Source organism: Phaeobacter sp. (assembly GCF_022825805.1).
Lineage (GTDB): Bacteria > Pseudomonadota > Alphaproteobacteria > Rhodobacterales > Rhodobacteraceae > Phaeobacter.
On the sequence record NZ_JAJDWC010000023.1, the window covers coordinates 34,125 to 55,502 of the forward strand.

Here is a 21,378-nt window from a genome sequence, read left to right on the forward strand (position 1 = left end):
ACGGCCATCGCGCTGGCACTCGCGTCATTTCCAGGTCACAAAAACCTCTTCCAGCCAGCTTTCAAACAACACTCTCGATGCTCTTGCGCCTGCACCTTGGGGCGCCGCGATCAAATAATGTGCTTGATCAATGGGCAACGGCGGGCCAGCGATGGCAATCGGGCGGCCGATATCGATTGCAGTCGTCGCAAACCGTTCCAACACAACGGCAAATCCACAACCCGCAGCAACCAGATCGACCGCAGCAAGCGTTGTGTCCACCGAATGAACATCGCTGCGATTGCTAAGGTCCAAACCCAATGTGGCGAGATACTTCTGACACAGGTCCTGCAGCCCGAGAATTTGAACCACAGGCCTGTCCTGCCAATCGGCGATATCTGTGCCCTCGCCGATCTGCGAACTTGCAACAATTGGAACGATCCGCTCCTGCGAAATACAGCGTGACGGAGCGTCTTCCCAGTGGCCTGACCCCAATCTGATTTCAACATCGACATTTTCACGCCCCGCTGACTCCGCCCAGATGTTCGAAAGCAGCCGTACCGAAATTTGCGGATTGCGCGCGAGAAACGCAGGCAGCCGGTGCGCCAAAAACAGACCCGCAGTCGAGATCGGCACCCTAACCGTCAGCGCCAGTTTTTGATCGATACCGAAAAGGCTGGTCGTCGACAGTTCTATTTCATCGAGAGCTCTGCGCACAGACGCAGCATAGGCCTGCCCCACTTCTGTCAGAGACAGTTTGCGTGCGACACGGTTGAACAGCTTGCATCCCAGCTTGGCTTCAAGGGATCGCACGTGCAAGCTGACGGCCGTTTGTGTGATCGCCAACTCCTCTGCTGCTGCAGTGAAGCTCATGTGATGTGCCGCGCGTTCAAAAGACCGCAGCCAGATCAGATTGGGAGAGATTGCCAATTTACACCAAAAATTTTTGGTTATTGATGGCTTTTTTATTCATTTTACGCGTTCAACACAATCCTCCTTAATCGGTGAAACCAACCAAATCACCACCAACGCAACGACAGGGGATCATCTGGATGAAAATCGGGTTCATTGGACTGGGGAACGTAGGCGGCAAACTCAGCGACAGCCTGTTGCGAAACGGGATCTCACTGGCGGTCCATGACCTGGACCCCGAGCTGGTCGATGCGTTTGTTCAACGCGGTGCTGTGCCCGGTGGCTCCCCCGCCGAACTGATGCAGACCTGCGATGCGGTCATCACCTGTTTGCCATCGCCCGCGGCCTCGGACAGCGTGTTGCAGCAAATGTTGCCTCACATCAGGCCAGGAAAAATCTGGATGGAGATGTCCACAACAGATCAGGCAGAGGTCAAACGGTTGGGCGAGCAGGTGATCGCGCGGGGCGGCGCCGCGGTTGATTGCCCGGTGTCTGGCGGCTGTCATCGTGCCGCAACTGGCAATATCTCAATCTTTGCGGGGTGTGACCGCGATACGTTTGATCGCATCGCTCCGCTTTTGAAAACCATGGGGCGGCGCATTTTGCACACCGGAGAACTGGGCTCAGCGTCGATCCTGAAAGTTGTGACAAACTATCTTGCAACAGCCAATCTGATCACCTGTTGCGAGGCACTGGTCACCGCAAAAGCCGCAGGGATGGACCTGAACACCGCCTATGAGGCGATCAAAATCAGCTCTGGTACGTCGTTTGTCCATGAAACAGAGAGCCAGGTTATTCTGAACGGGTCGCGTGATATCTCATTCACATTGGATCTGGTCAAAAAGGATGTGGGTCTGTTCCAGCAGATCGCAGAGCGCAGTTCCGTGCCGCTCGATGTCTCTCCGATGCTTTTGCAGATCATCGAAGATGGCATCGAGCGCTACGGTGAGCGGTGCAATTCCCCCGCAATCATCCAGCGGTTGGAGGAGGCAACCGGGCTCGACATTCGTGCCCCCGGGTTTCCGGCAGAAATGCACGACGACGAGCCCGAAGAGCCCGGTTACGAAATTACACCCCAGCGCGGGTGAAACCCAGCACCAGCAACTGTTTTCAAGATAGCCGCGGGAGGATCAGGTGATGCCGTCAGAACAGAAATCGCAACCAAACGCGGCATCGCCCACCCGGCAAGACGCGCCGATGAGCAAGGAGTGGCACTGGCACCCTGTTTTGCCTGTGCGATTTGCTCCCTATTGGCACTGGCCACCGAATTTTAAGGGCCTGATCCGTTGGTGCTGGCAAAACTGGCTGCAGTTCTCGGATCGTTCCATTTTTCTGATACTGGCGTTTATCGTAGCGTTTTGGCTGCAACCTGTCAGCTCGGCACAGGCCGACATAACGATCGATTGGGTGCTTCCGGTTTTTCTACGCAACTGGATCTTGCTCACCCTGGTCGCAGGTGGATTGCATCTGTGGTTCTATGGCATTGACGGACAAGGCAAGTTGCTGAAATACGATCCGCGCCCTTATTTGAAACGCCGAAATGCGCTGTTCAAATTCGGCTATCAGACTTGGGACAACATGTTCTATTCCCTCGTCTATGGCGCGCCGATCCTTTCTGTTTTTGAATGTGTGCTGCGTTGGTCCTATGCGTCTGGACACACGACAACCATCCAATTTGTCGATGCGCCCCTGTGGTTTATCCTGCTCTTTCCGCTGCTAGCGCTTTGGCAGAGTCTCCATTTTTACCTCGTGCATCTGCTGCTGCATCAGCCCATTCTGTATCGACATGTGCATTCGGTGCATCACCGCAACGTCAACACCGGACCGTGGTCTGGCATGTCCATGCATCCCGTGGAAGCCTGCGGCTATCTCAGCGCTGTCTTGATCCTGTTGATCGTGCCTTCCCATCCCGTGCATATGTTATTTTTGGCATACTGGCTGATGTTGGGCGCTGCGTCATCGCATTCAGGATATGAAGCAATCTGGGCCAAGGACCGACAAGCGCTTTTGCTTGGGGCCTTTTTCCACCAACTTCATCACAGATATTATGAGTGCAACTATGGCAATGCGGAAATGCCATGGGATAGATGGTTTGGCACCTATCACGACGGGTCGGAGAAAGCGACCAAACACATTCGCGAACGCAAACGGGCCATGCATGCAAAGTAGATCCGTGCTGCAGCCACTACGCGGCGCGGGACTGCCAGCTTTCGGCCCAGGCGATGAATGCATCCAGCGGTAGCGGCTTGGAGATCGCATAGCCCTGCAACGTCCCAGCGCCCAGCTGTGCCACAGCCTTTGCTTCCTCCATGCTTTCGATCCCTTCAATAACCGTTTCAGCCGACACGCGGCTGGCCATTTCAATCATACCCCGCATCAGTTCCCGGCGATCAGGATCATGGTCGACGCCAGGAACAAACAATCGGTCGATTTTCAAACGGTCGGGCCGCAAGGCCAAGACCGAGGCAAAGCTTGCATGACCGGTTCCAAAATCATCCACCTCGATGCTGATGTTCATGTCTTTCAAGGATTGGATCGTATGCCCCAGCTCCTCTGACACACTGTCAAGGAACGCTGTTTCCAGAATTTCAAACGCCAATCCACGTGCAGGAAGATCTTCGCGGCTGGCGAGTTCGTCCAGAAGATCTGGCGCCGTCAAACGCCGGGCAGAAACGTTCACGGCAATATCCGGCGCAAATCCCAATGCAGCTTCGATCTTGCCTCGGGCCACGAGCGCAAGGTCCAACACCCTGCGATCCAGATCACCCAGCATGCAGAGTTCCTCTGCGATCTCGAGGAAGACGGCAGGGCTTTGACGTCCGCGTTCGGGATGATCCCATCGGGCCAAAACCTCAATCCCGTTCAGCGCAAGTGTTTGCGCGTCGACCTGCGGCTGCAGCTCAATTGAAATTTGGTCGTTTTTGATGGCGTCTTTGAAATCGTTGATCAGCGCCAGCTTCACGTCGTGAGCGGTGCCGATCTTTTCAGAGAATGCCACGACGCGGCCCCGCCCGTGGGCTTTGGCTTCATACAGCGCAAGATCAGATCGGCGCAAAGCCTCCAGCAGACTGTCGCCATCTTGGGTCAACGCAAAGCCAATTGAGGCACCAATGTTGAGTTGAACAGTGCGGAACGCCACCGGGGCAACCAGCTCATCCAGCAACTTATCGCAAAACCACTGCGCATGCAGTTCACTGTCTTCGAATTCCAGCAACAGCACGAATTCGTCGCCCCCAATACGGAAGGCCAAATCACGCCCCTCGCGCACATGGTTCTGGATACGGGCCGCACAGGATTGCAAAATCTGATCCCCTGCCTCATGCCCATAGGTGTCATTAATTTCCTTGAACCGGTCCAGATCAATCGAAATGACAAGTTGTGTTGCCGCTCTGCCGTTGTCGCCAACGCTCGTTGCGGCGATTTCCTCCAGGAACTTGCGGTTCCCCAGCCCAGTCAAAGCATCGTGCAGCGCCGCCCAAGCGCTCGCCTCCTGAGCAGCCTTCATCGCACCAAACGCGTTTTCGGCCATCGACCGCATTTCCCGCTCTTGCCGCATGGCGGTCACCCGAAGCTCGATCTCATTTTGCACACGATCAAGAACCTGGTTGTAACGCAATGCCAACGCGCCTGCCTGGGTCGACGGCTCCACGCGCACGCGTTTTTCGAATGAGCTGCTTCTGGAATGTTTGCGCATTTCATCAAGCAGTTCGGCAAAAGCGTCGTAGCGACGATGCTCTGAGATATTCAACCCGCGCACTTCGTTGCGACGGCTCGCGCGCAGAATGCCTAGTTTGTTTAGGGCCAATGCCACCCCGAATGAAACACCCATCACCCACAGGCCCACGGCAGCCGTTCCCAAGAGTTGAACATTGAACTGTTCCCAACGGGTCAGCCCACCCAACGCATCAATTGGCACCAGCCAGGGCAAACAAAGCGTCCCGGCAACCCCGGCGGCCAGATGAACGGGTACTGCCCCAACAACATCATCAACCTTGAAAAATTCAAGCGCCTCAAAGGCGGCCAGCATCACCAGCGCACCAATCGCTCCAACGATGTAGGCGCCTTTCGCATCGATCAGATGAACGCTGGCGGTCCCGGCGACCAAACCTGCCAGGACACCATTCAAAATCAAATCGATGCGCATGTGACGATAGAGCCAGATCGACAAAAACGTCGATACAATCCCGCCGGCGGCAGCGGTCATCATTGTATGGGCAACGATAACCGAGACATCATAGTTGAAGGCCAAAGCGCTGCCGCCGTTGAAGGCGCCCCAACCAATCCAAAGCAACAGCGCCCCCAGCGCCGCCATGGCAATTGATTGTTCTTCAAACACACGGGTTTTGTGCGAAAAACGCCCCAGCCGCGGACCAAGCACGAGAATGGCTGCTAGCGCAGCCCATCCCCCGACCGCGTGCACAACTGTTGCTCCTGCGAAGTCGATGAATCCCAACTCTGCCAGCCAGCCCGGAGAGCCACCACTCCAAGCGCCCCCCCAAATCCAATGGCCGGCGACCGGGTAGATTACGGCCCCCATCGTCACGCTGAGCAACAGATACCCTTCGAACCGCTCACGCTCAGCAACAGCTCCGGAGACGATCGTGGCAGCAGTTGCTGCAAAGGCCATCTGAAACAGGAAGAACGCACCCGTCATGGGATCGTCGGAGTTCGCAAGATGGGGGGCGAATGGCCCCGTCCCCCACAAGCCCCCAAAACTCGGACCATACATCAGGCCAAACCCAACAAACCAAAAGGCCGAGCTGACAAAGCACAGATCGCAGATGTTTTTGATCGCCACGCTGGCAGCGTTCTTTTTGCGGACAAACCCTGACTCAAAGCATAGGAAACCGGCCTGCATATCGAGCACGATAACAGCACACACAACGACCCATAGCGCGTTTAACAAGTCCACTTTGCACTCTCCTTTGACCGCGAAAACGCTAAGATAGAGAGTTTAATAAACAGCTATTGGCAGGAAGAATGGGGCGTCAACCAATAGGAATGCGTGCGAGAAAAGACTGACTGAAGAGAGCGCCTGATGGCTAAGAACACGCCAAAGGTGAGCCTTCCTGTCAGGAGGCCGAACCTTTGGCAGATCGACCTTTGGAACAAGTTTCATGCGCAATCACAAATCAAAAGCCGTCATCAGGATTTGACGGCTCCGTTCCAGAATCTCTTCCTGCCTGTCCCCAGTTGCCGTTTGTGACAACGTGTAAAGGCAGGCCATTGTAACTTGGCTTCGCAGCATCCCTACCCCACCGGCTTTGGTATCTTGGACCGGCATTGCGCAGGCCTCATAGAGGCCGGTGATACGATCACGTATCGGTTCATGTTGTTCATGCGAGAACTGGGACAGTTCAGGCGACCGCTCCAATGCGGCGCGCAAGTTCCAATATCCCGGGGAGTTGAGCGCGGTGTTGCATCCCAAAGCGCGCAAAATCCCGTCGATACACTCTTCGGGCTGGATCCCCTTGGCAAATCGCGCGTCCAGGTCGTTTAGCACCTCGACTGTTTGTTCCTGCCACCGGCGCAGAAGATCACAGAGGATCGCGTCTTTGTTCGGATAAAACTGGTACAGGTTCCCAACACTGATGCGAGCCTGCGAGGCGATCAAATTGGTGGACAAACGATCCACTGCGCCCTCGGCAAGCAACTCCAATGTAACGTCGAGTATATGTTCGACTTTGCGTCGCGAGCGTTCCTGCTTGGCCGTTTTGCGCGGCGAAAATGTGGGTCACTGGCAGGTTTCATCAGCTCACAGGGTCGGTCTCAGTACATACCCCCACATATGCACTGCAAAACCTGCGACGTCTTTCGGAAAATACACATTCGCGATCATTCAGCTGCTTGCAACAGCGTAACCCTTTTGTTGCCGATTTGCTGATCAGGCTTGGATTGATTTCGCTTTGCGTAAACCAAACGAAACGCTGGTGGCACGAAATAGAAGCTGATGATCGTGGACAACAGAACTCCGCCTGCGACGGCCACCGCAAAAGGCGGCCAAAACCCACCGCCCGCAAGAATAAGCGGGAGAAAGCCACCAAACGTGGTGATCGTCGTAGAAACAATGTGGCGCGAGGATTTCATGATGACATCCGTCATGGCGTCTGGTTCCCCCGAGGCAGCGCGTTCATCCTCTTGCAATGCGGTCATGATGATCAGAGCAGCGTTGATACTGACCCCGATTGATCCAATCAAACCAATGATGGCTGTAATTCCAAACGGGAAGTTGAAGATCGCAAGCGCCAAGATAGACAGGCCAGCTGCGAGACCACTGACCACCAAAGCGACAGTTGCGAGCCGAAACGAATTCAGTGTGAAAACAATCACCGCAATGGAAAGAGTGATGATCAATCCCAAAGGAGCCAGCAGGTTGTTGACGGTGGAGGCGCGTTCATCGCTGTCGCCGCCGACCTCAATCCGGTAGCCCGGTGGAAGCGCATATCCCGCTGTTGTCATGCTGGTGCGAATTTGGCTCAGGGCTTCTTCTGGCAGCACACCGTTCAGAAGAAAAGCTTGTACCGTGTTGACGCGCTCGCCGTTCCGCCTTGTGATACTTCCATCACCTGGGGTCAGGACCACTTCTGCAATCGCGGATAGAGGCACGCCGGGATGGGCTCCAGTCGCTGCGGTTTCTGCGGCATATGCAGGCAGGATCGCCATGTCCCGGATTAATGCAGGATCGCCACGAAGCCTCTCCCCCATGCGCACTCTCACCGGCAGTTCCTCTGTACCCTCAACAAGAGAGCCACCAGTGCGCCCCACCAGAGCAGCATCCAGCTGTCGCGCCACATCCGAAAGGCTCAGCCCCAGGCGTCGCGCTTCGGCTTCATCTACATCGATTTCAAGCTTCGGCGCGCCTGCCGCAATTGTTGCCCGCGCAAGCGAAACAGCATCCTCAGCAATCATGATGCGGCGTAGTTTTTCGCCCTCCTCCCGCAGCACGGCTATGTCAGGGCCAACAAGGCGAATTTCCACAGGCGCGCTCACTGGTGGGCCCTGGACCAGCCCTCGCACCAAGACCTGGGCTTCGGGTGCAACGACAGGCAGGGTTTGTTCCAGCTTTGGCAAGAGCGCAGCCGTTACGGCCGCAGATGAGGTGCGCACCAGAGCCTGCGCATAGGCCGGGGCCGCGTCGCGCCCACCCGCGATGTTGTAGTAAAATGCTGGCGCAGATGTGCCGACTGTCCAGGTCACGCTCTCGATCCCCGGTTCTGCACGCAAGGCAACATCCAGTTGCGTCACCACTGATTGGGTTTGAGACAGGGCCGTTCCGGACGCCAAATCTACCTCGATATGAAATTGATCGCGGTCCACACCCGGAAAGAACTGAGCAGTCAGCAAAGGCAGCGTGGCAAAACCCAGAACCGGCAACACAAGCGCCATGGAAATGGACCGAATTGGGTTGTGCGCTGCCCATAGCAACGTTGCTCTGAACAATCGCCCTGCCACCCCGGAAGGCAACCCATTGGCCCATGAGCCCGACGCCTGCGACGGCAAAACCCAACCGGCGAGTGCTGGCGTGACGGTGATGGCAACCAGAAAAGACCACGACAACATGATCACCACAGCAATAGCGATGGCCCCAACAAAATCCCCCGCACCGCCGGGGAGCAAGATCATCGGGGTGAAGCTGAGTGCCGTGGTTGCGGTCGATGCGAAAAGCGGCAGTGTCAAACGCTTCACCGCTTTCTCGACAGCGCGCAAACGAGTGACCCCATTCTGGATATGGCGGCCAATTTCATCGGTCATCACAATCCCTGCGTCCACCAACAGGCCAAGTGCGACGACCAGACCAGTCACGCTCATCTGATGAATCGGCAGAGCAATGGCATTCATTGTCGCGACGCTGGCCAAGGTCACGACCGGCAGAATGATGGCGACTATAATGGCCGATCGCCGGCCAAGAGTGCAGAGCAGAACAGCAATCACCAGCCCCACCCCGACGAGCATATTGTATCCGACTTCCGCCAAACGATCAGAGGTGTAGGAGGACTGATCAAAGACCCGTGTCAGTTCCATCCCGTGTGGCAATGTCGCGGCAAAAGACGCCAGCGCGTCGCCGACGAACTGCGCCCAGCGATCAACTTGCAAACCTTCGTTCAGCTTGGCGGCCACCAGAATTGCAGGTCGACCATCCTGAAAGGCCAATTCTGACGCGGGCAAGCGTGGGCCACGATCAAATGTAGCGATGTCGCCCAGACGCAGCATGGCGCCCTGTGACCCGTCTCGCAAAACGATGCGTTGCAGGCGGGACAGGGCGTCGATTTCTCCAGCAACCTCGACCACCAACTCGTCAGAGAAATTGCTCACCTTGCCGGCGCTGATTTTAGGGTCCGCTGCGGCAATGGCAGCAGCCACATCATCAGCTGTGATGCCCAACGCTGCGGAGCGACCTGCGTGGAGAGTGACAGTGACCTCTTCCTCGGGCTGGCCGAAAACATCCACCAGGCTGGTTCCCGGAACGTTGCGCAATTGATCCGCCAACACGTCCCCCATCCGAGACAAAAGCGCCAGGGGTACGCCATCGTGATTTGAGGTCAACGCAACGATCACGCCGTAGGCGCCAGCACCATCGGTGTTCAGTTCAGGCTCTGCCGCGCCAGACGGGAAATCATCTGATGCCTCGGACAGTGCATCGCGCACTTCTGACCAGACCTGCTCAATCCGGCTTTTGGCGATTGTCTCATCCAGCTCGATTGACACAATCGAGATGCCCGTCGCAGATGTAGAGGCGATCACATCGACCTCACTGATCTCGCGGAGCGCCTCTTCAATTTCTGCTGTGACAAGCGCCTCAACCCTTGCGGGCTCGGCGCCCGGATATGGGGTCTTCACTGTTGCGAAGAGATTGGTGATGGTCGGATCTTCCTGGCGCCCGATGGACCATAACGAAGACAGACCAGCCGCCAGGATCACCAGTAAGATCAGAGCAACGATCCGTGGGTTGCGCCATGTGAGGCTCGCCAGGCTGCCAGACATCAGAACCGCTCCGCTGCGATTTGAACAGGCTCCCCCGGCACAACGCGATGCGTTCCGGCAGGGATGATCAATGCGCCGTCGGTGAAGCTGCCCCTGACATAGGCCCTGTCGCTCTCGATCTGGATAATCTCAACCAATTCGCGCCCAACAACAGGCTGCGCTGCGCCACTGACCGTCAACACCGACCATGTTCCTTGCAACCCCTGTTGCAGCGCAGATAGGGGAACCCAGGCGCCGACAGCTGGGATCGTCTGCGTGATGGTTACTTCACCGGCGGCACGCGACGGCGGCACGTCATTGGACAAGACATCAAAAAACGCGAACTGTGCCCTCGTAACAGGATCCAGTTCGGGCGCGAGGTGCGCCAGAACAGCAGGATAGCTGCGCGCACCCGATACGATATGTGCGCTGTCACCCATGGTCATCTTTTGCGCGAGATCTGGATCAACACTGACACGGAAGCGCGCGGTTCCGGTCTGAAGAACAGTCACAATCTGCGCACTAGGGGCGGCCACGACACCTGCGTCTGCCGCGCGCTGACCAACCATTCCATCAAACGGCGCACGCAGAACAGTTTTTGACAATCGCACCGCCACCGCATCCAGCGCGGCCTCCAGCTCCAAAGCTGTTGCTGTCAGCTGGGCCAACCTTAGCGATGTTTCATCAACCCGTTGGGCCGAAACATGACCAGTCTCCAACAGTCTCTGCTGGCGTTGATTGGTCCGCTTTGCCAATTCAACCTGGGCTGCAATTGCGTCGCGTGAGGCATGCAACCGGTCCTGTTCAGCCATCAATAACCGATCATCGAGCCGTGCAATCACCATGCCTCGCGAAACCACATCGCCCTCGCGCACATAAACTTCGCTGACCGTTCCGGGCTCTTCAAAGCTGAGCACCGTTTCCTGCGGCGCTTCAAATTGACCAGCAAATCGCCGCCCAACTGTCATGTCTGTCTGCATTTTAATGGCGATCGGACGCACAACGGTGGGGGGCGCCACGCCCTGATCCACGGTTTGTGCCGCGCGTGCGGACAGCGTGCCATAGGCAGCCACGCCGCTGGCAACCGCACCGCCCATAATCACTAGCGTCAGAGCCGTTCTTGCCACCATGCGGCCAAGGGGCAATTTGATTTTTTCGTGCGAATTTGTCATGGCGTGAGCGTAGATTTTCTGAGACGACAGGAAGAAGTTAGCATTGCTAACATATGTTAGCGTTTCTAACATCGTCAAAAAGAAAATCGACCTAAGCAGTGACGCAAGAAGGCAATCGTTTGTTAAACAAGAAGAAAAAATATCATCACGGCGACCTGAAAGAGCATCTTTTGGAGGCTGTCCGACAACTTGTAGAAGAACGTGGTCCTGATGGTTTCTCAGTGGCGGAAGCATGCCGGTTGGCCGGAGTGAGCACAGCTGCACCCTACAAACACTTCAAAGACAGACAGGATATTCTTAGGGGGGTCGTACTGGCAGGCATGCAGCGCATGGAACATGCAATGCAGACAGCCGCAGACTCCTTTGATGCGGGAGATCCCCGGCGTGTGGTGGCTTTGGGAAAATCCTACACCCAATTCGCACAGAGCGAACCGGGGGTGTTCATGCTGATGTTCGGCTTGACCTCAGGCCATTCCAACGACGGAGAAATGATCGAAGAAGGGAAGGCAAAACTGGCAATCGTCAGACGAGTGGTGGCAGAACACCTGTGCCAAGATCCTGATAGCCCAGAGGTCGGCGCGAGAGCTTATGCCCTGTGGTGCGCCGTGCATGGGCATTCGTTTCTACGGTTGGACAACAAGGCCAAGAACACCAATGTGCAGATCGATGAAGATGTTTATCTACAACTCGTCGGCAACGCCTATCTGCCTCCTCGCGCAGACGAATAGTCGGGCATGGCTTGGTGCCGAAAGTGGCCAGAAGGTCTTAATCAGGACGTAGGTGTTTCAGCGCGCTGAATGAACACCGAACAAGGTGCGCGCCGTGCAACGCGTGCCGCGGTTGAGCCGAGAAAATAGTCCATCGCAGAGGGATGATGCGCGCCAACAATGATCAAATCTGCGCCGATGTCACGGGCCACCTCTGCAATCTTGACACCGGGTTTCCCGGTCGCCACGCGACAGTCGATATCGGTGGCATCTCCCGCTTGTTGTTTCAGCTGTGCCAAGATCTTTGTGGTCAGCTTGTTCTCTGACTTCACGGTCACAAACTCAGCCGTGAACCCCGGAATGGCCTCCAATACGGTCAGCAGCGTAATTTTCCCGCCAGGCTGCAGCAAATCCCGCGCGGTGGCGAGTTTTTGGGCGACAAGCGGTTCATGATCGATGGCGACAGGAATCAGGATAGATTTTGGCATTGATCGCTCCCTGTTGGGGCCAGAATGATTGGAAGCGGGCAGACGCACCGACCGCTTCCAAAAACGAGATCAGGCGCTCCGATACAATTTGGTCATCGAGAATTCGCGGTGACCCAGCGCTTCGGCAGCGGTGTGACGGCCATTTGCAGTTCGGCGGATCATTTCGATCAGCGCGTCGCCGGCCTCATCAATGGTTTGCTCGCGGCGCAAAATGCCCGAAACGTCAAGATCGACATGCTCCGACATGGTGCGAACCGTGCGTGGATTGGCGGTGATTTTGATCACCGGAACAATCGGGTTTCCGACAACATTGCCTTGCCCTGTTGGGAATGTATGAACCACTGCGCCGCCAGCTGCCATCAGTGTCACACACTCAGCCGCCGCAGAAGAACTGTCCATAAAATACAAGCCCTTGCCCGAGGCAGGCATTTCCGCAGGCTCCAAAATATCAATGTATTTCGAAGTCCGGCCAATTTTCTCCAGATTGCCCAGCGCTTTTTCTTCGATGGTGGTCAGACCGCCCTCGATGTTGCCTTTGGTCGGCTGGCTGTCAGACAAATCGTCAGTTTGATGCGCAAAAATAACGTCGTCCTGATAGGCTTTCCACATTTTGTACCACCGCTCTCCAACCTCTTCGTTGATCGCGCGCTTTTGGCAAATATGCTCTGCACCGGTGATTTCGGAGGTCTCGCCGAAGAAACCTGTGATCCCCTCTGGCAGGAGCTTGTCGTACATATTCCCGACGGTTGGGCAGGATCCAAGACCGGTAGTGGTGTCGCTTTCACCGCACTTCGTGGAAATCCAGAGTTCGTTGATGGAGCACTCTTCTCGCTGCACCTCTGTCGCTTTGTGGACGAAGTCTTTGGCAGCCCAGGAGGCAGCCCGAATGGTTTCAAAATCCCCGTTCTGCTCGATTGAGAACTCAGCGACCTCTTTGCCAGTTTGCCGAATGCCTTCCGCGATCCGGTTCGTCCAGCCGGGTTCAATCCCGATGACCACAACAGAATGGACGTTGGGATTTGACCCAGTGCCAATCATGGTGCGGAAATGAAGCTCCAAGTCTTCACCGAACTGCAAGCGCCCATAAGCGTGCGGGATAGCCAGTGTGCCTTTGACGTTGTTTGCGACGGCTTCACAAGCGGCATTGGAGATGTCGTCTACTGGCAGAATAAGGACATGGTTTCTGACACCAACACGGCCATTTTCACGCCGATACCCCATGACTGTCATGTTCGAGAGCTTTGTCATTTCTTTGATCCTTACCAGCGCTTTGTTTTGCAATTTTGAGTGTGAACATGTCCGCCTTGGGGGATATCGGCGATGATCTTGCCGATATCTTCGCCATACTTCACGGCAGTATCCCCATCTTTCAGATCCTTCAGCGCGATCTTATGGCCAATGGGGACATCCGCTCCGGCCGTGAGACGAAATGTGGAGTTGTCGTGGGTGATGCAGCACAACATGTCTGTGCCAGCTGTCAGCCCTTCGACAACAACAACCCCAACATTGTCAGCCTCTTCGTGGACCAACAAATGGGGAACTTCATTCGGGGCGGGATTTGACATAAGTATCTCCGGTTATCCTAGGGTTTGAGAATGATTTTGGGGGCGGCTGTGTTTCCCGCCCTGATGTCGTCGAAGGCAGCAGCGCCATCTGACAACGGCCGGATCTCTGTCCAGTTGAGCGGCCCAAGCGCGCCACTGAACATCGCTGCACATGTGTCTTTGAAGTCTTGATCGGTGTAGGTGTAGGTTCCGATCACAGTTATTTCCTGAAGCGTAATCCGCCGGATATCGAACCCCGCAGCACCACCACCCAGTCCAGTGTGCAGGATGACGCCACCCGGGTGTGTTGCCGCGCTTGCCATTTCACGCGTGGCATCAAACCCAACAGCGTCGAAAGTCAGATCGAACAACTCGCCAGAAATGTCATCTGGTTGAACAACGCGGTAATTTGCATCCAGACCAATGTAGGACCGCCGCAAGTTGTTCGGTTCAACCAAGGTTACATTTGTAACGCCCTGCGCCAGAAAACTCAGCGCGGCTGCGACGCCAATTGCGCCGCCACCAATCACAAGTGCGCTTTGGCGCATGTCCGTATGCGCTGCGTTCAGACCCAGGCGCACGGCGTGCCAACTGACAGCAATAGGTTCGGCAAGAGCCGCCTTTTCCAAGGGGATCGCATCGGGAACCTGCACCAAATTTCGTTCTGGTAGAACAACATAGTCTGCGAACGCGCCGGGCCTTGGTGCCATAGAAATAATCTGACGACGATCACAGAGATTTTCCCGGCCCGCAGCGCAGGATCGACAGGTTCCGCAAACCACGAGCGGGTTGATGGTGACTCGGCGACCATCAGAGGTGGTCCCAGCCGCTTCATGACCAAGTATCAGGGGCGCGGGACGACGATCATCGTGACCCAGAAAGGCATGCATGTCCGATCCGCAGATCCCGACACTTTCCACCTTGACCAGAACCTCGCCATCCTGCGGCTCTGGATCTGCTGCGTCTTGGTAGCGAAGCGTTTCAACACCAGTGTAAACAAGGGCCTTCATTTTGCTGTGAACCCCCCGTCGACCATTAACGTTTGACCGGTCACGTAACTGCAAGCATTAGAGCAGAAGAACAGCAACGGACCATCGATGTCCGCCAGTTCGCCATTGCGGCCGATACAGGTTTGCGCCGCATTGCGGGCCGCGCGTTCGGGGTCATCAAACACTGCGGCTGTCAGCTCGGTTTTGAAGAACCCCGGGCCAAGCGCGTTGACGCAAATTCCATGTTGCGACCACGCCTCTGCCATTGCACGGGTCAGCTGCGCGATGCCTCCTTTAGAGGCCCCGTAGCTGAGACCCGCTGGGAAGGCGCGATGACTTTGCAAAGACGCAAAGTTGACGATCCGCCCCCAACCATTTTGCTGCATGGCTGGAACCAGGTGTTGGGATAGAAAAAATGGCACAGCCAAGTTCAGATCCAAGGTCAGATCCCAACCGGCTGGGGTTACCTGATCAGCGGGTTCCCGTGTGTTGACCCCCGCCGCATGAACAAGAATGTCAGGAGAACCAAACGGTGTCGCAACAGCCTCTGCCAAAGCGGGGAGCTGGCCGCGGTCTGACAGATCCCAAGAGATCGGCGCAACGCCATTCAGATCTGCCAAAGCCGCCTCGCGGCGTGCAACGCCAACAACCTGCGCTCCAGCCTGGACCAGAACCTGTGCAGCCCTGCGGCCAAGACCGGAGCTTGCTCCGGTCACTAGTGCCACACGCCCTTTGAGATTTGGCAGATAACTTTCCGGCATCTTCAGTCCTCGGCCGTCAGATCAAAGTTTTCGCCGGGGAAGTATTTGGCCAACCGGATGTCGGCTGTCCGCGCATGGGCTTCCATGCCCTCCAAACGTGAAATCCGGGCCGTCGCCTCGGCAATTGGCTTCATCGCTGCGGGGGTAGACCGCTGCCATGTCACAATTTTCATATATTTATGGACGCTCAACCCGCCAGTGTACGTAGCGGCGCGAGAGGTTGGGAGCACATGGTTGGTGCCAGAAGCTTTGTCACCGAACGCAACGGTGGTTTCTTCGCCCAAGAACAGCGAACCATAGCAAGTCAAACGATCCAACCACCAATCCAGATCATCCGCCATCACCGTCAGATGTTCTGGCGCGTATTCATCCGATGTGGCGGCCATCGTTTCGCGGTTATCGCAAAGAATGACTTCAGCATAATCGCGCCATGCTGCGGTTGCGTTGTCTTTGTTGACCTCGGGCAGATCATCGATCAGCCCCGGCACCAACTCCATCACCTCTTCGGCCAATTGCCGACTGTCCGTGACCAACCAAACTGGTGAATTGTAGCCGTGCTCGGCCTGCCCCACGAGATCCGTCGCAACCACCAGAGGGTCCGCGGTCTGATCTGCCAGGATCAGACTGTCTGTTGGACCTGCAATCATATCGATACCAACGCGCCCAAACAGAATGCGTTTGGCTTCGGCCACAAACTGATTGCCTGGCCCCACAAGAATATTGGCCTTGGGCAAACCAAAGAGGCCAAACGTCATGGCCGCGACGCCCTGCACACCACCCATGGCCATGATCTTGTCTGCGCCACATACATGCGCGGCATAGACAATAGCCGGTGCGATGCCGACGTCAGGGCGTGGCGGGGAGCAGGCCACGATGTGTTTGCACCCTGCAACCTTCGCTGTCGTTACCGTCATGATCGCACTGGCGATGTGGCTGTAGCGTCCCCCTGGCACGTAACAACCAGCAGCATCAACGGGGATCATTTTCTGCCCTGCGGTCATGCCTGGAACAACCTCGACAGAGATATCCGTCATGGAGGATTTTTGCGCCTCGGCAAAGCGTTTAACGTTCTGGTGGCTGAACTCGATATCGCGCTTCAGCTTGTCTGGAACAGCGTCGATTGCGGCCTGAATTTCTTCGTCCGTCAGCAGGACGTTGCCATCGTATTTGTCAAACTGTGTCGCGTATTCGAGCGCCTTTGCGTCCCCGCCCTCTTCGATGTCGTTGAGGATGCGTTGCACGATGTCGGTGACATCAGACGCGCCGCTGCGCGGTGTCAGGGTTGCTTTCTTGAGATAGACTCTGGTCATCTGTTTCGGGTCCTATCGGTAGACATCTGGAAGAAGCGAAGTGGAGAACGCTGGGATGTAGGCAATCATCAGCGTCACCAGCAGCATGAAGAACACAAACGGCACAGCGCGGTAGGCGATCTTGAGGATGGATTCCCCTGTAATCCCCGACACCACAAAGAGGTTCAGTCCAAGTGGCGGGGTGATGAAACCAACACCCAGGGCCGTGATCATCATGATGCAGAATTGGATCTGGTTCATTTCGATCTCTTGCGCCAAAGGATAAAGGATCGGCGCCAAGATCACGATGTTGGGCGTTGTCTCCATGACGCAGCCAGCCACGATCAGGATCAGAACCATCATGCCAATCAACACGAATTCATTACTGCTGACCGAGGTCAACGCCCCCACAAACCCCTGTGGCACACCAATGATCGCAAGCGCCTCGGCCAGTGGGATCGAAAAGGCGATGATTGGCAGAATGACGCCATTGACCTTCGCTGAGCTGACAAGCATCGCCGGGAAATCAGAGAGTTTCAGCGTCCCGATGATGAAGCCAATGATGATTGTGACGACAACCGCCACGGCACCGGCCTCAGTCGGGGTGAGCCGACCGGAAAAAATGCCGTAGAAAATGATGCCGGGCACGAGAAACGCGTACCAACCGGATTTCACTGTCTGCCAGAGATTGGCCCGCCATTCTGCAGCGGTCATGATGCCGCCGCCTTCCCAAAGATTGAGACGGTTCATCACGATATTGGTGACAAGGATCGACAACAGGATCAGAAGACCGGGAATCACGGCCGCCAGGAAAAGCGTGGAAACCGCGATACCGAGCACCAGGCCGATAATGATGTAGGCAATCGATGGCGGGATGAGAATGCCGGTACATGCGCCCGCCGCGACAAGAGCGCAAGCGTAGGGTCGCGGGTAGCCGCTTTCGACAAGGCGGTCGATTGTCATGCGCCCAACTGCGGCGGCACCCGCCGCATCGGATCCTGAAATGGCCGCGAACATACCACACACCAGGACAGTGGCCGATCCAAACCCGCCTTTTGCCCAGCACGTCAATGCCTCGGCGACATCCAGGAATTTCCGGCTCAGTCCCGTTCGGACCAGAACATCACCGGTGAGAATAAACAGAGGCACAGCGGTCAATGCGAAAGCATCGATGCCGGAGAACAGTTTCTCCCCAATCAGGCTGAGCGGAAGCGCACCTGACATTACCAGCATAAGGATAGTTGCCGCACCGATTGCAGCCCAAACCGGCACCGCCAAAGCAACCAAACCTACAAAAAGAAGAACCGACCCGTAGAAGTCCCAACCAAGTTCGAGGGTCTGTTGCCCAAGTGTTTGCCACATCATGGCAGCGTCTCCCCCTTAATCAAACAACTTGTCGCCTTCGTAAACGGGTGTTCCGTTCCGAAGGTCTGAGACATCTCGCAGGAGGGATTGCGCCAACCGAAAAATCACCAGCGCAAAACCGAAAGGCACGGCAAACAGGAAAAACACCTGGCTGATCCGGAGCCCATGCGTGACGGAGCCGAATTTCCACGACACATGCACGGTTTCCCATGACCAGTAGATCGCGATCAGGGCGACCACGAACATCACAACATCGCCAAAAATGTAGAGCAGAGCTTTGATGCGATAGGGCACATAGTGCATCAGCACGTCGATGCGGATATGACCACGCTCCTTCACCGCGGCGGCAGCGCCAATCCATGCGAGATAAATAAACGAATAGCGGACGATTTCTTCACCCCAGATGGACGAATAGGCAAAGACTTCACGCCGCACGACCTCGATGAACATTGTCCCGACGAGCATCACGTAAAACACCAATAAGAGCCAACGTTCCGCATTTGCATCAATGGCCTGGTAGAGCCGTGACATAGCAACCTCCCTCCGAACCGGGCAAAGCCCGGTCCTGCTCCTGCGCTATCTGGAAAATGGGTAAGGGTCGGCGCACCGAGATGCGCCGACTTGCAAAGCGCTAGGCGTCGTGCACGTAGTAGCGCGACGGCGTTCCCGCAGCTTCATCCAGTTTGTTGAAGGTATCCATGGAACCTGCCAACTCTGTTTTGAAGCTGTCCCATTCGCTTCGCTGGTAGCCACCTGCGTCTTTCCATTCGGCCAGCTGATCATCACTGAGGGAATGGAATTCCACACCATTGGCGATCAGTTGCGACATGGCATAGGACCGTGCAGACGGAACTTTGGACAGGTTCTGTTGCTGAGTGACCTCACCTGCAAATTCGATGCCTTCCTGCACATCCATCGGCAGGCTATCGAACCATTCGGCGTTGACGGAGTAGACTTGGCTGTCTGGAACAGCCTGAGTGAAGGTAACGTGGCTTAGGATCTCGCCAAAGCCGAACACATGCAGCGCGCCAACTGATGGATCCAACGCATCAGCAACACCCTGGCGGATGGCAGATGGTGTTTCACCCCAGGCCACAGGGGTTGGGTTGGCACCAACAAGGCCGTAGTACTGCTGCAGCATTTTGGATCCCGGCACGCGGAATTTCACACCGGACATATCACCGGGCGTGATGATCGCGTTGCCACCTTTGCGCACAGCCACAACCCGTGGATCAATCACGATATAAAACAGAGCTTTGAACCCTGAGGCCGCGATCTTGGGATCGACTTCAGCCTTCCAGGCAGCTGACGAGGTTAGGTTTGTAAACCGCTGATTGGACCCGCAGAAGTAGGGCAGATTGATCAAATCAACAACGCTTGCAAAGGGTGCAAAGTTGGCCAGAGAGTGCTGCGCACACTGGATCGTTCCACCCTGCACGGCCTGAGCAAGTGCACCACCTGCGCCGAGCTGTCCCCCAGGTGCGAGTTTCACGTAGACCTTGCCATTGGTCATGTTTTGGATGTTTTCTTTCAGATCCAGCTGCATGATCGGATAGCTGCGAGACGCGCCCAGAACATAGGCTGTTGCAAGCGTCATGATATGATCTGCCGCTGCTTCCCGATCACGTTCTTCCGCTGCAGTCTGCGCTGCTGCCTCGCTGGACCAGAGCATCCCCCCTGCTCCGGCCACCACCGCTGCAGTGAACGCCCCTGACCCTGAAAGTTTCAGAAAATTTCGGCGCTCTGCTGAGGCCAGATCATCCTTGGTCTTGTCCATGTGTTTTCCTCCCAATTGGACTTATTCTGATGATTTGTCTTTGGAATTCGCATGGGCCTCGCTTCGGAGAATGCCGACGGAAAAGGCTATTGCTGCGCCAAATAGGATCAGCATCTCTGAAACAATACCGACGAAAGGGGCGTCTCCTACTGCACCGGTCACAACGTTCGCGACAAACGCAACAAGCAAAACGGCAGCAATCACAAATGGCATTTTCCCCTCCCAATGCTCCGGTGCCACACCTGAGTCGTTGAAAATGTAAGCGCTTACATATCACAATGCAAGCGCTTACATTTTCGCCCTGATTTCCCGCCGACGATTTTGCCTTGTTTTGAACGGACGTATTGAGCTACCGGGCCGGTGATGAGAAGATGACGAATGACCCAACCTATCGAAGGCAACAATGTCCCGACGCTGGCGGATGTGGCCAAACGCGCCAATGTCTCCACGGCCACAGTATCCCGCTGCCTCAACTCCCCGGACCGCGTGGTTGGGGAAACCCGTGAGCGCGTCCTGCGCGCGGTACAAGAGCTTGGCTATGCGCCGAATTTCGGGGCTAGAGCGCTCGCTGCTAAGCAGACCAACACAGTGGGCGCCGTCATTCCAACGATGGAAAACGCTGTTTTTGCCAGAGGCTTGCAAGCCTTTCAGGAAGAGTTAGGGCGCCACGGCAAAACGCTTTTGGTAGCCTCGTCGGCCTATAGTCAAAAACTCGAAGACGAGCAGGTCAGAGCTTTGGTCGCGCGCGGTGCAGATGGGCTTTTGCTGATTGGCTACGACCGAAATCCGGATCTCTATGCCTTTCTCAAGAAACGCAAAGTACCGACATTGGTTGCTTGGTCGTTTTCCGCTGGTCAGGACCGTCCAGCGATCGGCTTTGACAATCGCGCTGCGATGGCAGAACTCGCCCGTCTGGTCATGGGACAAGGTCACCGCAATATCGCCTGTATCACCGCTCCGACTGAGTTCAACGATCGCGCCAGGGAACGGGTTTTTGGCATTCAAGCCGCCATGGCTGAGGCCGGTCAGGACCCGGACGCTTTGCTTATTGTTGAGAAACCTTACGGGATCGAAAGCGGCGAGACGGCATTTCGCGAAGTCATGGCAGCAGCACCAAACACCACTGCCGTAATGTGTGCCAACGATGTCCTGGCGATTGGCGCGCTGCGCGCCGCGCGGGAGATGGGCATAACAGTGCCGAAAGATGTGTCGATCACGGGGTTTGATGACATTGAAATCGCCATGCTGGCAGAACCGGCCCTGACGACGGTACATGTCCCACATCGCGAAATGGGGCGCCGCGCAGCGGGTATCCTGATCCAAATGCTGCGGGAAGAAGACACCCGACAGTGTGTCGAATTGCCCACCGACATTCGCCTGAGGCAATCCCTCGGTCCCGTTAAGGCAGCATGATTACACTGTCGGAGCGCAGCT

General features: G+C 56.1%; 19 protein-coding genes. 4 read left to right on the forward strand and 15 right to left on the reverse strand.

Annotated elements, in window-relative coordinates:
- Positions 1-24: 24 nt before the first annotated feature.
- Positions 25-909 (reverse strand): LysR family transcriptional regulator, encoded by an 885-nt coding sequence (locus Q0C28_RS02225; protein WP_293573017.1) that lies wholly within the window; start codon positions 907-909, stop codon positions 25-27.
- A gap of 122 nt (positions 910-1,031) precedes the next feature.
- Between Q0C28_RS02225 and Q0C28_RS02230 the strand changes: the two genes are divergently transcribed.
- Positions 1,032-1,979 carry an NAD(P)-dependent oxidoreductase gene (locus Q0C28_RS02230; RefSeq protein WP_293573018.1) on the forward strand — a complete coding sequence of 316 codons (948 nt, stop codon included), beginning with the start codon at positions 1,032-1,034 and terminating at the stop codon, positions 1,977-1,979.
- Between the two features lie 49 nt (positions 1,980-2,028).
- On the forward strand, positions 2,029-3,060 hold the full coding sequence (locus Q0C28_RS02235) for a sterol desaturase family protein (protein ID WP_293573019.1): 1,032 nt from the start codon (positions 2,029-2,031) through the stop codon (positions 3,058-3,060).
- Positions 3,061-3,076: 16 nt separating this feature from the next.
- Here the strand turns inward: Q0C28_RS02235 and Q0C28_RS02240 are convergent, their stop codons facing one another.
- From Q0C28_RS02240 to Q0C28_RS02255, 4 genes are all read right to left on the reverse strand, one after another.
- Entirely contained in the window at positions 3,077-5,803 is a 2,727-nt protein-coding gene (locus Q0C28_RS02240; protein ID WP_293573020.1) for an EAL domain-containing protein, read from the reverse strand.
- 213 nt (positions 5,804-6,016) lie between these two features.
- On the reverse strand, positions 6,017-6,565 hold the full coding sequence (locus Q0C28_RS02245; protein WP_293573043.1) for a TetR/AcrR family transcriptional regulator: 549 nt from the start codon (positions 6,563-6,565) through the stop codon (positions 6,017-6,019).
- Between the two features lie 161 nt (positions 6,566-6,726).
- Positions 6,727-9,873, reverse strand: coding sequence for an efflux RND transporter permease subunit (locus Q0C28_RS02250; protein WP_293573021.1), 3,147 nt, complete (start codon positions 9,871-9,873; stop codon positions 6,727-6,729).
- Entirely contained in the window at positions 9,873-11,024 is a 1,152-nt protein-coding gene (locus Q0C28_RS02255) for an efflux RND transporter periplasmic adaptor subunit (RefSeq protein ID WP_293573022.1), read from the reverse strand. The genes Q0C28_RS02250 and Q0C28_RS02255 overlap by 1 nt, the downstream gene beginning before the upstream one ends.
- A gap of 98 nt (positions 11,025-11,122) precedes the next feature.
- Between Q0C28_RS02255 and Q0C28_RS02260 the strand changes: the two genes are divergently transcribed.
- Positions 11,123-11,752, forward strand: a complete 630-nt coding sequence (locus Q0C28_RS02260) for a TetR/AcrR family transcriptional regulator (protein WP_293573023.1) — start codon at positions 11,123-11,125, stop codon at positions 11,750-11,752.
- Between the two features lie 41 nt (positions 11,753-11,793).
- On the opposite strand, the gene Q0C28_RS02265 is transcribed toward Q0C28_RS02260, so the two are convergent.
- From Q0C28_RS02265 to Q0C28_RS02310, 10 genes are all read right to left on the reverse strand, one after another.
- Positions 11,794-12,219 (reverse strand): universal stress protein, encoded by a 426-nt coding sequence (locus Q0C28_RS02265; RefSeq protein WP_293573024.1) that lies wholly within the window; start codon positions 12,217-12,219, stop codon positions 11,794-11,796.
- Positions 12,220-12,288: 69 nt separating this feature from the next.
- Positions 12,289-13,467 (reverse strand): UxaA family hydrolase, encoded by a 1,179-nt coding sequence (locus Q0C28_RS02270; RefSeq protein ID WP_293573025.1) that lies wholly within the window; start codon positions 13,465-13,467, stop codon positions 12,289-12,291.
- An 11-nt stretch (positions 13,468-13,478) separates the two neighbouring features.
- Entirely contained in the window at positions 13,479-13,784 is a 306-nt protein-coding gene (locus tag Q0C28_RS02275) for a UxaA family hydrolase (protein WP_293573026.1), read from the reverse strand.
- 17 nt (positions 13,785-13,801) lie between these two features.
- Positions 13,802-14,773, reverse strand: coding sequence for an alcohol dehydrogenase catalytic domain-containing protein (locus tag Q0C28_RS02280; RefSeq protein ID WP_293573027.1), 972 nt, complete (start codon positions 14,771-14,773; stop codon positions 13,802-13,804).
- Positions 14,770-15,513, reverse strand: a complete 744-nt coding sequence (locus Q0C28_RS02285; protein WP_293573028.1) for an SDR family oxidoreductase — start codon at positions 15,511-15,513, stop codon at positions 14,770-14,772. Before Q0C28_RS02285 ends, Q0C28_RS02280 begins: the two co-directional genes overlap by 4 nt.
- A gap of 2 nt (positions 15,514-15,515) precedes the next feature.
- Positions 15,516-16,823: a histidinol dehydrogenase gene (gene hisD / locus Q0C28_RS02290; RefSeq protein ID WP_293573029.1), complete on the reverse strand. Its 1,308-nt coding sequence runs from the start codon at positions 16,821-16,823 to the stop codon at positions 15,516-15,518.
- Positions 16,824-16,835: 12 nt separating this feature from the next.
- A complete protein-coding gene (locus tag Q0C28_RS02295) occupies positions 16,836-18,167 on the reverse strand; it encodes a TRAP transporter large permease (protein ID WP_293573030.1) in 1,332 nt (443 codons plus the stop codon).
- A gap of 15 nt (positions 18,168-18,182) precedes the next feature.
- Complete coding sequence (locus Q0C28_RS02300) at positions 18,183-18,698, reverse strand: TRAP transporter small permease (protein ID WP_293573031.1); 516 nt, start codon at positions 18,696-18,698, stop codon at positions 18,183-18,185.
- Between the two features lie 100 nt (positions 18,699-18,798).
- Positions 18,799-19,944 carry a TRAP transporter substrate-binding protein gene (locus Q0C28_RS02305; RefSeq protein WP_293573032.1) on the reverse strand — a complete coding sequence of 382 codons (1,146 nt, stop codon included), beginning with the start codon at positions 19,942-19,944 and terminating at the stop codon, positions 18,799-18,801.
- A gap of 21 nt (positions 19,945-19,965) precedes the next feature.
- Entirely contained in the window at positions 19,966-20,157 is a 192-nt protein-coding gene (locus Q0C28_RS02310; protein ID WP_293573033.1) for a hypothetical protein, read from the reverse strand.
- 165 nt (positions 20,158-20,322) lie between these two features.
- Between Q0C28_RS02310 and Q0C28_RS02315 the strand changes: the two genes are divergently transcribed.
- Positions 20,323-21,357: a LacI family DNA-binding transcriptional regulator gene (locus Q0C28_RS02315; protein ID WP_293573034.1), complete on the forward strand. Its 1,035-nt coding sequence runs from the start codon at positions 20,323-20,325 to the stop codon at positions 21,355-21,357.
- The last annotated feature ends 21 nt before the right edge of the window (positions 21,358-21,378 follow it).

Excerpts from the sequence above, each read along its gene's own strand:
- Q0C28_RS02315 (WP_293573034.1), top strand. The coding sequence starts at position 20,323 with ATGACCCAACCTATCGAAGGCAACAATGTCCCGACGCTGGCGGATGTG.
- Q0C28_RS02285 (WP_293573028.1), bottom strand. The coding sequence starts at position 15,513 with ATGCCGGAAAGTTATCTGCCAAATCTCAAAGGGCGTGTGGCACTAGTG.
- Q0C28_RS02230 (WP_293573018.1), top strand. The coding sequence starts at position 1,032 with ATGAAAATCGGGTTCATTGGACTGGGGAACGTAGGCGGCAAACTCAGC.
- Q0C28_RS02275 (WP_293573026.1), bottom strand. The coding sequence starts at position 13,784 with ATGTCAAATCCCGCCCCGAATGAAGTTCCCCATTTGTTGGTCCACGAA.
- Q0C28_RS02235 (WP_293573019.1), top strand. The coding sequence starts at position 2,029 with ATGCCGTCAGAACAGAAATCGCAACCAAACGCGGCATCGCCCACCCGG.
- Q0C28_RS02270 (WP_293573025.1), bottom strand. The coding sequence starts at position 13,467 with ATGACAAAGCTCTCGAACATGACAGTCATGGGGTATCGGCGTGAAAAT.
- Q0C28_RS02255 (WP_293573022.1), bottom strand. The coding sequence starts at position 11,024 with ATGACAAATTCGCACGAAAAAATCAAATTGCCCCTTGGCCGCATGGTG.
- Q0C28_RS02305 (WP_293573032.1), bottom strand. The coding sequence starts at position 19,944 with ATGGACAAGACCAAGGATGATCTGGCCTCAGCAGAGCGCCGAAATTTT.
- Q0C28_RS02310 (WP_293573033.1), bottom strand. The coding sequence starts at position 20,157 with ATGCCATTTGTGATTGCTGCCGTTTTGCTTGTTGCGTTTGTCGCGAAC.
- Q0C28_RS02265 (WP_293573024.1), bottom strand. The coding sequence starts at position 12,219 with ATGCCAAAATCTATCCTGATTCCTGTCGCCATCGATCATGAACCGCTT.
- hisD (WP_293573029.1), bottom strand. The coding sequence starts at position 16,823 with ATGACCAGAGTCTATCTCAAGAAAGCAACCCTGACACCGCGCAGCGGC.
- Q0C28_RS02300 (WP_293573031.1), bottom strand. The coding sequence starts at position 18,698 with ATGTCACGGCTCTACCAGGCCATTGATGCAAATGCGGAACGTTGGCTC.
- Q0C28_RS02295 (WP_293573030.1), bottom strand. The coding sequence starts at position 18,167 with ATGATGTGGCAAACACTTGGGCAACAGACCCTCGAACTTGGTTGGGAC.
- Q0C28_RS02250 (WP_293573021.1), bottom strand. The coding sequence starts at position 9,873 with ATGTCTGGCAGCCTGGCGAGCCTCACATGGCGCAACCCACGGATCGTT.
- Q0C28_RS02280 (WP_293573027.1), bottom strand. The coding sequence starts at position 14,773 with ATGAAGGCCCTTGTTTACACTGGTGTTGAAACGCTTCGCTACCAAGAC.